This window comes from Candidatus Omnitrophota bacterium (assembly GCA_028699255.1).
Taxonomy (GTDB): domain Bacteria; phylum Omnitrophota; class Gorgyraeia; order 2-01-FULL-45-10; family 2-01-FULL-45-10; genus FEN-1322.
On sequence record JAQVUX010000005.1, the window covers coordinates 131,637 to 146,385 of the forward strand.

Genomic DNA, 14,749 nt, shown 5'->3' on the forward strand with positions numbered 1-14,749 from the left:
ATGTGTAAATCTCCTATAACTATGAATTATTTCAGTTTTCCCCTGACGATATCAGCGCGCTTCACGTCACGCTCGTCCGCGTTCAGCAATTTCCCTTCGAGCTTTTGAAGATGGGCAGGCTGTGTAAGCAGAAAAAGTTCGTTGACCGTTCTCCTGTCCATGTTTTTCACAAGCCCGAGATCGACCCCCAACCGTATAGCCGACAAGAGCGCCACCGTCTCACTGCTATTTATTATATGCGCGCTCTTGAGCGTTCCGTACGCGCGCGATATCCTGTCATTTAATCCTTCTTTATTTTTAACAACGAGCATCTTCCGGGTAGCGTCTTCGCGGGAGATGAGTTGATTTGTTATCCTCTCGATATTATCGATAATATCTTCTTCGGTGATCCCCATGGATATCTGGTTCGATATCTGAAATATATTACCCATCGCCTCGGTGCCTTCGCCGTAGAGGCCCCTTACGTTCATACCCAGTTTCGCTATCGCCTGCAGTATCTTGCCGATCTGGCCGGTGAAGACCAGGGCCGGCAGATGAAGCATAGTCGACCCCCTGAGGCCCGTGCCGGCGTTCGTCGGACACGCGGTGAGATAACCCCACTTAGGCGAGAACGCGAACGGCAACGATTTGCTCAACTCCGTATCTATTTCATCGATTATGCGCCAGCATTCCCTGACATTAAGGCCGGACTGCATCACCTGTATCCTGAGATGATCCTCCTCATTCACCATTATGCTGACTATCTCATTCGGATCGACTATCAGAGCTTTATAGTCCGCGCCACGGGCATGCTCCGGGCTCATGAGGTGACGCTCGACGAGGAATATCCTGTCGACTTCGCTTAAGTCCTTCAACCTTATAAATAAGGCATTCTTTAAAAATCCGGATTGCCTTACAGCGGCCTCCGTTATGTTTAATATCTCTTCCAACTGCTGTTTTGTCGCCCTGTTCGAAAAAGGTAACTTTTCGATATTCCGCGCCAGGCGCGTCCGGGAGGACATGACTATATTAGCGCTCGGGCCCGTTCCTTTGAGCCACTCGGTATCCTGCTTTACAAAATCATCTATCGTCATTTAACGCTTCCCGTCTTCTTTTCCAAATCTTTTATCTGGTCGCGAAGTTTGGCCGCCTCCTCGAACTCCTCGTACTGTATCGCCTTCTCCATTTTCACGCGCAGATCCTGAAGATTTCTGGTATCTTTCACGGTCTTACCGGCCGAGAGAGGAACTTTACCCACGTGACGATCGGCGCTGTGTATCCGTTTCAATAACGGGGTGAGTTGTTTTTTAAAAGCCTCATAACATTCGCCGCAACCAAGGCGGCCCACTTTTTTGAAATCGCCGTATGTGAATCCGCATACCGGGCATTTTACCCTATCGGTAATGCTCGGCTCGAGCCCGGCACCGAGGTCGGCCAGTCCGGCGAGAAGGTCGCTTAATCCGAAATGCTCCTCCATCTCGGCGCCTTTCTCCTTGGCGCACTCTTCGCAGAGGTGGAGCTTCGTCACCTTTTCATTGACTATCTCGGTCAGGTGAACGGTCGCTTCTCTTTTACCGCAGATATCACACTTCATATCTTACCCCATCCGACTTAGTGAATTCCTTAAAACCTTCCATAAGCCGGAATGTCATCTCTCCGGGCTTACCTGCGCCGATCTGTTTTTTATCTATCTTCACGACGGGGATTATCTCCGCGGCTGTGCCTGTCAAAAAGACTTCATCCGCCTGATAAAAATCCTCTATCCTTAAGAGCTTTTCATTAAAACGTATTCCTGCCTTTTTCGCCGCATCTATGACAGCGTCTCTGGTTATGCCTTCGAGCGCGCCTATATTTACAGGCGGCGTAAAAAGAACCCCGCCCTTCACCATGAATATATTATCCCCGGTGCATTCCGCAACATATCCATCGCTGGTAAGCATGATGGCCTCTTGCGTGCCGGCGTCTATCGCGTCTATCTTCGCAAGTATATTATTCAGATAGTTCAGCGATTTTATCCGCGGATCCAGCGACGCGGGATTATTGCGCCTCGTCGAGGCTGTTATTATGGCAAGCCCATTGCGGTAAAACTCTTTTGGGTACAAAGCTATCTTATCCGTTATTATAAATACGGTAGGCTTCGGACATTTTCTCGGGTCAAGGCCGAGATCGCCGTAACCTCTTGTCACGACCAGCCGTATATACGCATCGCGGAGTTTGTTAGCTTTGAGTGTGGCGATAAGCGCATCCACCATTTCAGTTTCCGTCATAGGTATTTTTAACTTGATAGCCGCGGCAGATCTGTAAAGCCGATCTATGTGCTCCTTCAGGCGGAATACAAGACAATCGTAAGTGCGGATGCCTTCAAAAACCCCATCCCCGTATAATAGCCCATGGTCGAATACCGATATATAGGCCTTATCCTTATCTACAAATTTTCCATCTATATATATTTTCATAATTATATAAGTATATATAATAATTAGGCCTAAGTCAATTATATTTGGGCATAAAAAAGAGAGGCCCTAAGGATGCATAAGCCTCCTTTTACTTAAGGGCCTCTTTTTGGGTGGAGAAAATTATTCCGCCGTCGATTCCGTAATGGGCGGAATTATCATGCGTGGCTCATTTTTGACCTGAGGTATCTGGCCTCAAGCATAGTTATCCCCCTGTTAATCTCATTATAAAGCTTCTTCGCCTTCTTGTAACTTCTTGAACGCGACACCTTCTTCCCAAAAGTATCGTGCAACCTGCGCGTCGTCAAATACGGCATACACCCTCCTTATTTTGCTACGGCCGGCTTTTCGAAACGCACCTTGAACGAGTGCATAAAGCCGATCGTATATACACTTCTATTCAGGACGGCATAGAACGTCCCGAGTATCTTGCAGATTATCTTATCCTCAAGATTGGCGTCGTTATGTTCTTTCATGATATGGAACTGCCGCCTATTGACGCTTTGAAGACCGCCCTGCGCAGTAAGCCATTTCTGCGTTTCCTCGTCGGAGGCAAGATGTTTCACATCCTTTATAAAATAAAAACACCTTCTTTCGGTCTTGGCGCGCAGGCCATCCCGCTCAAAGACCTCCCTCAAGAAGATGTCTTTTTTACGTGAGTTTACGGATGTAAGATTTTTAAATAATACTTCTCTCATAACTCCACCCATTTCCATACTTTTTAAAACTTTTTAATTGGAAGTCAAAAAAAATAACATTCTTTTTCAACTATTGTTGTTGATGGACTCGGCCTACCTTCAATCCACTAATAAGTATACTTGATAAACAAACGATCGTCAATGACCAAAATCTCACTTTTTGAAATACTAACCTTGCTTATCTTTGAACAAAATCGTCTTATTCTCCTGCCTCTTCAGAAGACGCGTTATATTCTCGCGATGTTTGAAGATACTGATCGAGCATATGACGGCGCTGATAAGAACCAGATAGAACGACTGTCCGAAAGCTATCGCGAAGGGCGGAAAAACGATGAGCGCGCATATCGATGCTAACGACACATAGTTCGTGGTAAAGAATATGATAAGCCAAATCACGGATGACGGTATAAGAACTATCGGAGCCAGACCGAGAGCAACGCCAAGAGTAGTGGCAACACCTTTCCCGCCTTTAAACTTCAACCAGACAGGCCAGATGTGTCCGCAAACCGCAACCAGACCCAGAAACGAACGATAAAAATCATAATCGAGATTCTCGATGTAGCCGTAGAAGAAGTTCGCCATTATCGTTACGACGAACACGCCTTTAAGCACGTCTACTATGAGCGTTACAAGCGCGGGCAATTTACCGACCGACCTTAAAACGTTGGTCGCGCCGGCGTTTCCACTGCCAACCTGCCGGATATCGACGCCTTTCAACGCCCTGGCCATAAGAAAACTCGTCGGGAAAGAACCGATCATGTATCCGAGTACGGTAGAAAATATAAAAAATATTACGCTCATTATCATACTGCTCTACGCTTTCTTCGGCAATGCATGGTTTTCACCAAACAAGCGGCTACCTTTAATAATATAATCCACGCCTGAAAGTACGGTAAAAAGCACGGTGGTATTCCATATTATAAAGGAATATTTAAACTCCAGCAATACGCTGACAATTGTTATCATCTGAAAAAATGTCGTTATTTTACCCACAGCGCTTGGGGAAACCTTAAGATCGCCCGTGACCACATGCACCACTATTGACCCTAAGACTATTATGGCATCCCTGGATATTACGATTATCGTTACATATGCCGGTATCCTTATGCCTTCGGGGATGCTGTTGGTAATAGCGAGCGCGATATACGCGGTCATAAGAAGAAGCTTGTCCGCGATGGGATCGAGTATCGTACCCAGCTGGGTCTTCTGCTTCAGCGCTCGCGCGATAAATCCGTCCGCTCCGTCGGAAATAACCGCGATTATAAATATAGCCAGCGCCAAAGTATGGCACGAATACACTATAGCCGCGATGAAAAAAGGTATCAGCACGATCCTTGTGATCGTTATCTTATTGGCCAGGTTCAGCCCCTGCCTTTTACCCATACATTCTCCCCCGCCATATTACATGATCTTCATTCTGTGCATCGGCCAGTATATACATATGACTTTGCCCAGCATGTTTTTCTTCGGAACAAAGCCCCAGTATCGCGAATCGCGGGAACTACCGCTGTTATCGCCCAGAACAAAATATGAATCCTTCGGTACCTCTATTACCCGGCCTTCCCTGCCGAAGTCCCCGGCATTATAATAATATACCGAGCGTATCGATGACGGCTCGTCTATCGCCTTGCCGTTTATCAGTATCTTGCCATCCTTGATCTCGACCTTCTCGCCCTCAAACGCTATCAGCCTTTTTACAAAATCTTTTTTGGGCGACTCGGTCGATATGAATACCACTATGTCTCCGCGTTTCGGCTGGCGCACGGCGGGCAGATTAACATTAAGAAGCGGCACCTTCGCGCCGTAGAGGAACTTGTTGACGAATATCCTGTCGCCCACCTGGAGCGTCGGTATCATCGAACCCGACGGTATCTTGAACGCCTGTACGACGAATGTCCGTATGACGAGTGCCAGTATTACCGCTATTATTATCGATTCGGTCCATTCCCTGACAATTGTTTTTGTATGCTCTTTCATCATTCTCCCTTGAGTTTGTAGTATTTAAGCACCTGTTAACCGCGTAGGTTTGCTACCTGTTTATCACAGAATAACCTACGCGGTTATTCTCTACACGGTTATCCTATTCACACGGTGCCGCCAACTTGTTAACCGCGTAGGTTTGCTAATGGTTTATCACAGAACAACCTACGCGGTTATTCTCTACACGGTTATCCTATTCACACGGTGCCGCCAACTTGTTAACCGCGTAGGTTTGCTACCAGTTTATCACAGAATAACCTACACGGTTATTCTAGTCATTCTATCCACGGTTACGCTTTCAGCGCCGCGAAGAACGCTTCCTGCGGAATGTCTATTTTACCAAACTGCTTCATGCGCTTCTTGCCCGCCTTCTGCTTCTCCCAGAGTTTTCGTTTACGGGTAATGTCGCCGCCATAGCATTTGGCCGTAACGTTCTTACCGACCGACTTTATCGTCTCGCGCGCTATGACCTGGCCGCCTATTGCCGCCTGCAGGATTATCTGGAAAAGGTGCCTCGGGATCGTCTCTTTCAGTTTCTCTATTATAGCTTTTCCCTTCACATATGCCCTGTCCTTGAATATCAGCGAAGAGAACGCGTCATACACTTCGCCGTTTATAAGTATGTCTAATTTTACTATAGTCGTAGGGCGGTAATCTAAAAGTTCGTAATCAAGCGAACCGTACCCTTTAGTTACCGACTTTATCTTATCGTAAAAATCGACTATTATCTCCGAGAGCGGTATATCGTAGACTATCTGCGCCCTGTCTTCATCGAGATATTCCGTCGATACATAAGAGCCCCTGCGCGACTCGGAAAGCTCCAGGATGTTCCCGATCGAGACCTTGGGAGTTATGATATATGCCCTGACATACGGCTCTTCCACATCTTCGATCTCACCGGCGTTCGGCAGTTTCATCGGATTGTCTATTTCGACTATCTCGCCGGACTTTTTCATTATCCTGTATATAACGCTCGGCGTGGTTACGACGAGGTTCAGATCGAATTCGCGTTCCAGGCGCTCTTCCACTATCTCCATGTGCAGAAGCCCCAGGAAGCCGCACCGAAACCCCATGCCGAGCGAGGCCGACTTCTCCGGCTCGAATATGAACGACGCGTCGGAAAGCTTCAGTTTTTCCACCGCTTCTTTCAAAGTGAGAAAGTCCGCGCTCGACGCCGGATATATACCGCTGAATACCATCGGCTGAACCTTCTTGTAGCCGGGTAACGCGACCAGCGCCGGATTCTCAGCGTCGGTGACGGTATCGCCGACGGTCACTTCCTTGGCGTCGCGGATATTGCAGGCTAAGTAACCTACCTCGCCGCAATTGAGCTGGCCTATCGGCTCTTGCCGGGGATTGAATATGCCGACCTCCAGGACTTCGTGGACGGTTTTAGTGGACATCATCATTACTTTCATGCCTTTGCGTATCACGCCGTTCATTACTCTAACCATGACGATGACGCCTTTATACGCGTCGAATTTAGAATCGAATACGAGCGCCTGCAGAGGGTTCGTAACCTCTCCTCCCGGAGGAGGAATGCGGGTAACTACGGCTTCGAGAATGTCCTCGGTACCTACCCCTTGCTTCGCGCTGGCCAATATAATATTGGCTCTATCGAGATCGAGGATATCAGATATTTCGTGGCTCACCTTCTCGATCTGGGCGCTGGGGAGGTCTATCTTGTTTATGACAGGGATTATGAGGAGGTTGTGCTCCATAGCCAGATACAGGTTCGCTACGGTCTGCGCCTCGACGCCCTGGGCGGCGTCCACGACCAGAAGCGCGCCTTCACAGGCGCCGATCGATTTCGATACCTCGTAGGTAAAATCGACGTGGCCCGGCGTATCTATAAGATTAAGCTCGTATGTTTGCCCGTCCTTTGCCTTATAATTTATTCTGACGGCGCTCGCCTTTATCGTTATACCGCGCTCGCGCTCGAGATCCATATCGTCGAGGAGCTGATCATGGAACTCCCTGTCGCTTATCGCACCGGTAAACTGCAGTATCCTGTCAGCCAATGTCGACTTGCCGTGGTCTATGTGAGCTATTATCGAGAAGTTTCTGATTAAAGATTTATCCATTCACCTACACGCTGTACGCGAGCTCTTTTCCGTATTCCAATATCGCAAGCGCCTTCTTCTCGCCCGCGGCCTCGGCATATACCCTGAGTATCGGCTCCGTACCGGAGAGCCTCAACATCAGCCATGAAGAATCCTCACAGATGAACTTATATCCGTCTTTCCTGTTAACGGCGATAACCCTCTTGCCGAGCACTTCCTTGGGAGGGTTACCCTTGAGAAGATCCATGAGTTTCGGCTTCTTCTCGTCGGGATATTTCAAATCGAGGCGCTTGTATTCGTATGTGCCGTATTCTTTATCAATCGCCTTCAATATATCGAGTATCTTCTTTCCCCTCATCGCCATCATCTCGGCTATAAGAAGCCCGGAAAGTATGCCATCTCTCTCCGGTATCGAATTTTTGAATGCTACTCCGCCGGTCTCCTCACCGCCTATCAGGATATCTTCTTTCAGCATCAATTCGCAGATGTACTTAAATCCGACCGGCGTCTCATACATCTTCATATCGTACTTCCTGCATATCTTGTCGATGAGGAACGTGCCGCAAAGCGTCTGGACTACGCCGCCCTTCATTTTACGATCTTCCAGAAGGTGCAGGAGAAGAAGCGTCATGACCTTGTGTCCGGTCAATATCTTTCCGTTTGGCAAGGCTATCCCAAGCCTATCCGCATCTCCGTCGGTGGCGATACCCAAATCGTACTTACCTGCTTTTACCTTATCGGCAAGCTCTTTTAAGTTTGGAAGTATCGGCTCAGGATTTATGCCGCCGAAACTCGGATTATTTTCATTGTGTATTACGTCAACCTTGCACTTTCCGCCCTTCAAAAGATCGGCGATGTAATTATTACCCGTACCGTACATCGAATCCACGAGTATTTTAAGGCGCGCTTTTTTCAATAGATTAAGGTTCACATATTTTTTTATGAATCCGAGATGTTCCGGGACGATATCCTCGACGGTGATCATGCCCGCCACCTTAAGCTCATCGAGCGTCGAATATTTTACTTCGCTTGCGCCAAGACACGCCTCGAACTTCTTCGTTATCTCAGGGCCGGCGGAACCGCCGTAATAAGCTTTGTATTTTATGCCGTTATACCTGGCCGGATTATGGCTGGCGGTAACCATGACGCCGCCCATTAGCGAACGGTCTTTGATAGTAAAACTTACCGAGGGCGTCGGCGTAGCTTTCTCGGCGAGGATGACTTTTATGCCGTTGGCGGCAATGACGGACGCTATGAGCTCCGCGTATTTAGCCGACAGGAACCTCGTGTCGAAACCTACGACTATCCTCTTATCTTTCACCTTCGACGCCGGGCCATCGTCGGACTTTATGCAGTCCGCCATCGCCTGCGCCGTTATCTTTACATTGTCAAATGTAAAATCTTCGCTTATTACCGCCCTCCACCCGTCCGTTCCGAACTTAATCGCTCCCATCACACTCCTCCTCTTAAAGTATTTATGGCATCTTTGTAATTTTTAGTCCCGAATACGGCAGTGCCCGCCACTATGACGTTCGCGCCCGCTTTCCTGGCATCCATTACCGTGATCGCGTTTATACCACCGTCCACCTGTATATCCTTTTTGAATACCTTCCGCAATTCTTCTATCTTCGGCAGGCAGTCCAATATGAACTCCTGCCCGGCAAATCCCGGCTCGACCGTCATTACGAGAACCATATCCACCATTGATAGTATGGGCTCGATAGCTTTTAATGATGTCTTGGGCCTTATGGAAACGCCTACTTTCTTTTTAAAATAGCGTACAAGCTTTATAACCTCTTTCGGATCATCTTCGGCCTCTATGTGAAACGTTATAATATCGGCGCCTGCCTTGGCAAAGCTCTCGACGAACCTTTCCGGATTATCTATCATAAGATGGACGTCGAGCGGCAATTTCGTTACGGGCCGTATCGACTTCACTACGACGGGGCCTATCGTGAGGTTCGGGACGAAGTGGCCGTCCATTACGTCGACGTGTATCCAGTCGGCGCCGGCGGCGGCAACATCCTTTATCTCCTGGCCCAGTTTTGAAAAGTCGGCGGACAGTATGCTCGGTGCGATCAGTGTCTTTTGCATCTTCTTCTCCTTATGCCAAAATCGCGAGGCAGTATATCGCGAACCCTGATTTTTTTCAAGGTTTCTTTCACGCCTTTATATTTAACACCTCTCTGATATCCTTGTCGTCCTTAGTCGGGCTTATCACCGCAAGATTGAGACAATCGTTCCTTATAACGCCGTTGGCAAGCCGCATAATATCTTCCGGACCCACCGACTCGATCTTCGCGATTATCGACTTGAGGCTGAAATCTTTTTCCCCCGACACGATCTTCTCGCCGAGCCACAGCATGCGGCTCATCGTATCCTCAAGCGCGAAAAGCATCTGCCCCTTGTAATACTCTTTAGCGCGCGCAAGCTCCTCCGCGCCGACGGGCTCCGTCTTCATCCTGCCAAGTTCGCGCAAAATAACCTCAAGCGCCCTCGTTATCTTTTTGTTATCCACCCCCGCGCTAACGACAAACGCGCCGCAGTCATCGTAGCGCCTTACGCTGGAAGATATCTCATAGCATAAGGCCATCTCATCGCGCACTATATGAAAAAGGCGCGACGACATATTCGCACCGAGAATAATGTTTAAAAGGCTCAAGACATGTTTATCTGAATGAAACCGGTCAACCGCGTGGAACCCTAAAGCCATGTGCGTCTGTTCCGTATCCTTGGAAGACAACCTGAGCTCCGGCGATTTCTGCCCCAAAAGGACTTTGCTGAATCCGGAAACGCTTCCTTCGGGGGCATCTTTAAAATATTTCTTCGAGAACCGCAAAAGCTTCTCATTCTCAATCCTGCCCGTGGCTACAACCAGCATATTTTTAGGATTATAGTGCGCTTCCTTATATTCTATCAGGCGCTCGCGGGTTATCGACTTTACCGATTCCACGGTACCGGCCAATGGAAACCCGAGCGGTTGATTCGGCCACATCATCTCCGCTAAAATTTCGTGGACATACTGGGCCGGCATATCCTTGTACATGTTTATCTCTTCTATGATGACATCCTTCTCTTTCGCCATCTCGTCGGCATCAAGCTTCGGATGTAAGACCATATCGCTTAAAATATCGAGTCCGAGTTCCGCGTCATTCGCCAACACCTTTACCAGATAACAGGTATGTTCCTCTGAAGTGAATCCGTTGAAACTGCCGCCACGGCCTTCGATCTGCTGTTTTATCGTCATCATGTCGCGATTGGCGGTACCTTTAAAAAGGAGGTGCTCGAGAAGATGGCTGATGCCGTTATTGCTCTCATTCTCAAACCTTCCTCCGGCGCGTATCCACACGCCTATGGCAACCGATTCCATATATTCCATCGGCTGTGTGATCACACGAAGCCCGTTATCCAACGTCTCTATTTTAAGCATTCCTTTCACTCATCCTCTCTTTCGCGAATCGAGATAGCTCTGCAAAATTATCTGCGCGGCCAACATATCCACCGACTTTTTACGTTTGGCCCGGCTTGTATCGGCTTCGAGAAGCGCCCTGTTAGCCTGCGCCGTCGTAAGACGCTCGTCCCATGTTTTAATGGGGACACTCACCACCCTGGCGAGAGCTTCGATAAATTCGGTAACCTCTTTTGCTTTGGGGCCGAATGTCCCGTTCATATTTATAGGAAGGCCTACCACTATCTCGCCCACACCGTTAGCCTCAACCGTTTTTTTTATACTGTCGAAATCGGTTTGGAGCGAAGAGCGATAGATCGTCTGGCCGCCCTGCGCCGTAAGAAAAAGTTCATCCGACATCGCCACGCCGATCCTTTTCGCACCGACATCGAGCGCCATTATCCTCATTTGATGCTTACCACCTTTCCTCCCCTTAAGGAAAACTCTCTCTTTTCCCTGGTTAATATCTTTATCAGGCTCTCAAATCCGCCTAAATCATGCCATTCGTAGTCAGCCGCAAGGCAATACACATTTCGCGCCTTCTCCATCACAGCATAGTCGATGGATATATCCGGTACATTCCGATAAACCTTCCCGATATCGCCGGAACCTATGATCGAGTTATAAACCCGGGGCGAGAGGTTCTTTACCGCCTTAAGGAGCGTCGACGCGCTGAATATAAATGCCCCTGTATTCCAGAGATAATCACCGGTCTTCAAATATTTTTCCGCCGTCTTCCTGTCCGGCTTTTCTACGAATTTTCGCACCTTAACTATGCCACGCGTCACATTATGCGCGCTTTTCTTAACGGGCGAAGTCCCATCCATCTTAATATACCCGAAGTGCGCCGAAGGATATCTCGGCTTGACGCCAATAACCAGCATCGCTTCGCGGTTCGTTTTTACAAAAGCTATGCCGCGCCTCAATGCCGGGGCGAATCGTTCTTTTTCGGTAATATAATGGTCAGTCGGCAATACAACCATTATCGCGCCGGGCGACCTTTTTTCGAGTATCGAGGCGGCCAATGTTATCGCCGGGGCCGTATTCCTCGAAACGGGCTCAAGGATAAGGTTCTCGTCGGCGATAGCGGGGAAATCTTTCCTCACAAGTTTATTATGCGCCCTGTTCGCAATGACTACCATACCCTTAGCCGGCACAAGCCCATTTACCCTATCAAGCGTCTTGCGGAATAATGTCTTCCGGTCTTTTGTTATTGATAAAAACGCCTTAGGAACAGCCGCGGTCGAAAGCGGCCGAAGCCGCCGGCCTTTTCCGCCCACGAGCACAACTACGTATGTTTTTTTATTTACCATGTATAGCGTTCGCTAATTTTTTTGCCAGCTTCGAGACCCGGGCGATCGCATCTTTCTTTTCGCCTATAATCTTCACTATCGCGCTACCCACTATGACTCCATCGGCCACCCCTGCTATATACCTGGCCTGTTTCGCGTCCGATATGCCGAACCCAACCGCAACCGGCTTATCCGTAAGGGATTTAACGAGGCGTACGTTCGCCAAAACTTCCGGTGGAAGCTTCTTTCTGGCGCCCGTCACCCCTGTAAGCGAAACGTAATAGATAAATCCTGTGGACTTCGCGGCGATCTTGCCTATACGCGCTTTCGGTGAAGTCGGCGCGATGAGAAATATCAATGCGACGTTTTCTTTCCTGCTTAAAGATATCGCTTCACGCGCCTCTTCGATCGGCAGGTCCGGGATTATCACTCCGTCAACACACGCCTCACGGCACATCCTGAAAAACTTTTCCGGGCCGTATTTAAAAACCGGATTGTAATATGTCATGAATACCAGAGGTATGCGGGTCCTGGCTCTTAAGGCCTGTACCATCGCGAATATCTTCTTAAGGCTGGCGCCTTTGGCAAGCGCGCGCTGTGAAGCCGCCTGGATCGTCGGCCCGTCGGCCACCGGATCGGAAAACGGTATCCCGAGCTCTATGATATCGGCGCCGGCATTTTCCAGGGCGAGGACTATCTTCCCCGTCGTCGCGATATCCGGATCGCCGGCAGTAATATAAGGTATGAACGCCTTTCGTTTCAACGCCTTCAACACTTTGAATTTTTTATCTATTCTGTTCATTTTGCCTCGGTAAGCATTATTGGATAATTAATAACAAGCTCGCCATCGAGGAGTACCTCGACCCAGTATTTACCGGGGTTCGGGAATACGAGATTATTGAACCTCGAAACGAGTGTATGGTGCCTGTCGATATCGGATAACTCAAAAACCTGCTCATCCGTCTGGAATATGATCGAATTGTCTTTAGGGTTCATAATGCGTATCTTCTGTGTAAATGAACCGGAGCCTTTCGACCACCTGTTCGCCAGAAACAGCGTCGGGTGCGTCGCCGGGAACTTTTTGGCGTTTATCGCTTCGAACAGGCCTACGAGTATAAACTTGCCGTTATCTTCGCGCCGTACATCGTCGCACATCACCGAAAACTGCAGATTCGGTTTTATTTTCACTAATCACCTCGCTTTGAAACTTTTCAAACCCTGCCGGAGCTCTAGGCGGGTCCTGTCATGAAGCATTCTTTTTTCTTTATCGCTCGGCATGGGGTTTACAATTAACGCTTAAGCCAGGCGCGTATCTGTATGCCGCCAGGATTGACTGCGATATTTTTAAGTCAGACAGTACCGCCCTGACCATATCAATCCTAAGCGGCGGCACCCCCATCCCATGCCTCGCTACGATAATCGAAAAAAGTCTGCTTCATGCCACCCGCCCTACCCACATAACTCTTCTTTACCCTTTTATTTAAAACCTTTTTTTACCACAGGTGCCAATACTCACGTCAACAGTTTTCATTTACCCAAGATATTTCTGATGATATTTTTTAATAGCCAATTTAAGTTTATCGCGTGCAGACAATTCCATGTTTCTGTTTTGCTTCCTAATATCTTCTAAGCTAATCCCAGTAAAAGATTTGTATTTTACATAAAACTCACTAGTAATAATATGATAAATTAACTCATCTATATCAAGCTGTTTTGCTTCAAACACTCCATCAATGTATTGTTTTCCCGTCATGCCTGTATTCCGCAATTTTACAGCTTTACCATGAGGGATTAGTTCTTCAACTACTATTTCCAATATTTCTCTTTCCGATATTTCTGGAAATTTTGATTTACCAGATTTATAAAGCCGAAAAAGCGTCTTTATCCGTTCTCTATCCCCAGATAGCAACCAAGAAATAACAATGCCTGTTACTAAAACGCTACTAATGATTAAGAACATTTTCATATGCTTACCTTATTTCCCACGCTTACTTCAACAGCTTTCTATTCTGCGGCAGTTTTTTATAATTTTCCATACTGATTACTTTCTTTCCGCTTTTTCTCTCGAGCTCTTTTCTCGCGTTGCCTGCGACAGCGCCGCCTTCAAAAGCGGCCTGTTTATTTTCAGCAAACCCCTGAGTGTTTTTATTAACGGCTATCTCTTTCGTTGATGCCTCGCCAAGCATTGAAAAGATAAGCTCGAGATCTGTCATGTGATCCCTTAGATTTTCCCGTTTCAATCCTTTGTGTTTTTTATAAGCGGACGGGGTCATCCCGAAAGTCGCTTTTGATATTTCGGCTGTCAATATTTCGTATTCCTTTTGCTCTTTTATGCCGCGTGTCTGCCACTGGTCGGTCAACTCCTCACGGATAGCGATTCCTCGCATCCGCTTTTCGATCCAGTCATCGCTATAACCTTTCGCCTTATATAAAGCCCTTGTTCTTTTTGTGGCAAGTTCAGGGTTCTCGATCTCCTGAATCCGCTCGTAACCGACTCGGGCCAGCCACCGCTTAAAAGGTTCCGCTTTTGGGGATGGTACCGACTGAATGATGCGAAAAATACCTTCTGTATTAGCACAATTAAGCTTTTGAATACCTCCCGAAGTCCTTATCGAAAGGGGGGTGGCAATTTGCCCCCACCCTTTAGAAAGCTCCGGATCTCGTCTGCGCATATCTTTAATATAGCCATCCGGCTGGACAGAATCGGTCAGGGCAGTTACCACGTCGACAACTACAAACCACCATTCATTATTATAAACGGTCTTCCTTATTTCACGTCTTCTGAAAATCGCTATCCTGGTAGTAGTTATTTCTTTATCCATTTTTCTCTATTCCC

18 protein-coding genes are annotated in these 14,749 nt (G+C 47.8%); all 18 read right to left on the reverse strand.

Annotated elements, in window-relative coordinates:
* Window positions 1-26: 26 nt before the first annotated feature.
* The 18 genes from PHS46_05505 to PHS46_05590 all read right to left on the reverse strand — a co-directional run bounded on the left by PHS46_05505 (window position 27) and on the right by PHS46_05590 (window position 14,735).
* Complete coding sequence (locus PHS46_05505; protein MDD3905969.1) at window positions 27-1,073, reverse strand: protein arginine kinase; 1,047 nt, start codon at window positions 1,071-1,073, stop codon at window positions 27-29.
* A complete protein-coding gene (locus PHS46_05510) occupies window positions 1,070-1,573 on the reverse strand; it encodes a UvrB/UvrC motif-containing protein (GenBank protein MDD3905970.1) in 504 nt (167 codons plus the stop codon). Before PHS46_05510 ends, PHS46_05505 begins: the two co-directional genes overlap by 4 nt.
* A complete protein-coding gene (ilvE, locus tag PHS46_05515; GenBank protein MDD3905971.1) occupies window positions 1,563-2,435 on the reverse strand; it encodes a branched-chain-amino-acid transaminase in 873 nt (290 codons plus the stop codon). Before ilvE ends, PHS46_05510 begins: the two co-directional genes overlap by 11 nt.
* Before the next feature lie 155 nt (window positions 2,436-2,590).
* Window positions 2,591-2,749: a hypothetical protein gene (locus PHS46_05520; GenBank protein MDD3905972.1), complete on the reverse strand. Its 159-nt coding sequence runs from the start codon at window positions 2,747-2,749 to the stop codon at window positions 2,591-2,593.
* A gap of 9 nt (window positions 2,750-2,758) precedes the next feature.
* The gene (locus tag PHS46_05525) at window positions 2,759-3,130 is read right to left on the reverse strand and encodes a hypothetical protein (GenBank protein MDD3905973.1); all 372 of its coding nucleotides are present in this window, start codon (window positions 3,128-3,130) and stop codon (window positions 2,759-2,761) included.
* Between the two features lie 168 nt (window positions 3,131-3,298).
* Window positions 3,299-3,931 carry a glycerol-3-phosphate 1-O-acyltransferase PlsY gene (gene plsY, locus PHS46_05530; GenBank protein ID MDD3905974.1) on the reverse strand — a complete coding sequence of 211 codons (633 nt, stop codon included), beginning with the start codon at window positions 3,929-3,931 and terminating at the stop codon, window positions 3,299-3,301.
* Window positions 3,932-3,943: 12 nt separating this feature from the next.
* Entirely contained in the window at window positions 3,944-4,513 is a 570-nt protein-coding gene (locus PHS46_05535; protein MDD3905975.1) for a CDP-alcohol phosphatidyltransferase family protein, read from the reverse strand.
* Between the two features lie 18 nt (window positions 4,514-4,531).
* Window positions 4,532-5,107, reverse strand: coding sequence for a signal peptidase I (lepB, locus tag PHS46_05540; GenBank protein ID MDD3905976.1), 576 nt, complete (start codon window positions 5,105-5,107; stop codon window positions 4,532-4,534).
* A gap of 293 nt (window positions 5,108-5,400) precedes the next feature.
* Window positions 5,401-7,194 (reverse strand): translation elongation factor 4, encoded by a 1,794-nt coding sequence (lepA, locus tag PHS46_05545; protein ID MDD3905977.1) that lies wholly within the window; start codon window positions 7,192-7,194, stop codon window positions 5,401-5,403.
* Between the two features lie 4 nt (window positions 7,195-7,198).
* A complete protein-coding gene (locus PHS46_05550) occupies window positions 7,199-8,626 on the reverse strand; it encodes a phosphoglucomutase/phosphomannomutase family protein (protein ID MDD3905978.1) in 1,428 nt (475 codons plus the stop codon).
* Window positions 8,626-9,267 (reverse strand): ribulose-phosphate 3-epimerase, encoded by a 642-nt coding sequence (gene rpe / locus PHS46_05555; GenBank protein MDD3905979.1) that lies wholly within the window; start codon window positions 9,265-9,267, stop codon window positions 8,626-8,628. Before rpe ends, PHS46_05550 begins: the two co-directional genes overlap by 1 nt.
* A 67-nt stretch (window positions 9,268-9,334) precedes the next feature.
* Window positions 9,335-10,603 carry a pitrilysin family protein gene (locus tag PHS46_05560; GenBank protein ID MDD3905980.1) on the reverse strand — a complete coding sequence of 423 codons (1,269 nt, stop codon included), beginning with the start codon at window positions 10,601-10,603 and terminating at the stop codon, window positions 9,335-9,337.
* Between the two features lie 9 nt (window positions 10,604-10,612).
* Window positions 10,613-11,029 (reverse strand): Holliday junction resolvase RuvX, encoded by a 417-nt coding sequence (ruvX, locus tag PHS46_05565; protein MDD3905981.1) that lies wholly within the window; start codon window positions 11,027-11,029, stop codon window positions 10,613-10,615.
* Window positions 11,026-11,934 (reverse strand): mannose-1-phosphate guanylyltransferase, encoded by a 909-nt coding sequence (locus PHS46_05570; GenBank protein MDD3905982.1) that lies wholly within the window; start codon window positions 11,932-11,934, stop codon window positions 11,026-11,028. The genes ruvX and PHS46_05570 overlap by 4 nt, the downstream gene beginning before the upstream one ends.
* Window positions 11,924-12,715, reverse strand: a complete 792-nt coding sequence (gene trpA / locus PHS46_05575; protein ID MDD3905983.1) for a tryptophan synthase subunit alpha — start codon at window positions 12,713-12,715, stop codon at window positions 11,924-11,926. The genes PHS46_05570 and trpA overlap by 11 nt, the downstream gene beginning before the upstream one ends.
* Window positions 12,712-13,101: a hypothetical protein gene (locus PHS46_05580; GenBank protein ID MDD3905984.1), complete on the reverse strand. Its 390-nt coding sequence runs from the start codon at window positions 13,099-13,101 to the stop codon at window positions 12,712-12,714. Before PHS46_05580 ends, trpA begins: the two co-directional genes overlap by 4 nt.
* 343 nt (window positions 13,102-13,444) lie before the next feature.
* On the reverse strand, window positions 13,445-13,879 hold the full coding sequence (locus PHS46_05585) for a hypothetical protein (GenBank protein ID MDD3905985.1): 435 nt from the start codon (window positions 13,877-13,879) through the stop codon (window positions 13,445-13,447).
* Between the two features lie 22 nt (window positions 13,880-13,901).
* Complete coding sequence (locus tag PHS46_05590) at window positions 13,902-14,735, reverse strand: Bro-N domain-containing protein (GenBank protein ID MDD3905986.1); 834 nt, start codon at window positions 14,733-14,735, stop codon at window positions 13,902-13,904.
* Between the last annotated feature and the right edge of the window lie 14 nt (window positions 14,736-14,749).

Bases quoted from the DNA above. Each gene is read 5' to 3' on its own strand.
- PHS46_05560 (MDD3905980.1), bottom strand. From the start codon at position 10,603: ATGCTTAAAATAGAGACGTTGGATAACGGGCTTCGTGTGATCACACAG.
- PHS46_05525 (MDD3905973.1), bottom strand. From the start codon at position 3,130: ATGAGAGAAGTATTATTTAAAAATCTTACATCCGTAAACTCACGTAAA.
- PHS46_05535 (MDD3905975.1), bottom strand. From the start codon at position 4,513: ATGGGTAAAAGGCAGGGGCTGAACCTGGCCAATAAGATAACGATCACA.
- lepA (MDD3905977.1), bottom strand. From the start codon at position 7,194: ATGGATAAATCTTTAATCAGAAACTTCTCGATAATAGCTCACATAGAC.
- PHS46_05590 (MDD3905986.1), bottom strand. From the start codon at position 14,735: ATGGATAAAGAAATAACTACTACCAGGATAGCGATTTTCAGAAGACGT.
- rpe (MDD3905979.1), bottom strand. From the start codon at position 9,267: ATGCAAAAGACACTGATCGCACCGAGCATACTGTCCGCCGACTTTTCA.
- trpA (MDD3905983.1), bottom strand. From the start codon at position 12,715: ATGAACAGAATAGATAAAAAATTCAAAGTGTTGAAGGCGTTGAAACGA.
- ilvE (MDD3905971.1), bottom strand. From the start codon at position 2,435: ATGAAAATATATATAGATGGAAAATTTGTAGATAAGGATAAGGCCTAT.
- PHS46_05550 (MDD3905978.1), bottom strand. From the start codon at position 8,626: ATGGGAGCGATTAAGTTCGGAACGGACGGGTGGAGGGCGGTAATAAGC.
- ruvX (MDD3905981.1), bottom strand. From the start codon at position 11,029: ATGAGGATAATGGCGCTCGATGTCGGTGCGAAAAGGATCGGCGTGGCG.
- PHS46_05510 (MDD3905970.1), bottom strand. From the start codon at position 1,573: ATGAAGTGTGATATCTGCGGTAAAAGAGAAGCGACCGTTCACCTGACC.
- PHS46_05520 (MDD3905972.1), bottom strand. From the start codon at position 2,749: ATGCCGTATTTGACGACGCGCAGGTTGCACGATACTTTTGGGAAGAAG.
- plsY (MDD3905974.1), bottom strand. From the start codon at position 3,931: ATGAGCGTAATATTTTTTATATTTTCTACCGTACTCGGATACATGATC.
- lepB (MDD3905976.1), bottom strand. From the start codon at position 5,107: ATGAAAGAGCATACAAAAACAATTGTCAGGGAATGGACCGAATCGATA.
- PHS46_05585 (MDD3905985.1), bottom strand. From the start codon at position 13,879: ATGAAAATGTTCTTAATCATTAGTAGCGTTTTAGTAACAGGCATTGTT.
- PHS46_05570 (MDD3905982.1), bottom strand. From the start codon at position 11,934: ATGGTAAATAAAAAAACATACGTAGTTGTGCTCGTGGGCGGAAAAGGC.
- PHS46_05505 (MDD3905969.1), bottom strand. From the start codon at position 1,073: ATGACGATAGATGATTTTGTAAAGCAGGATACCGAGTGGCTCAAAGGA.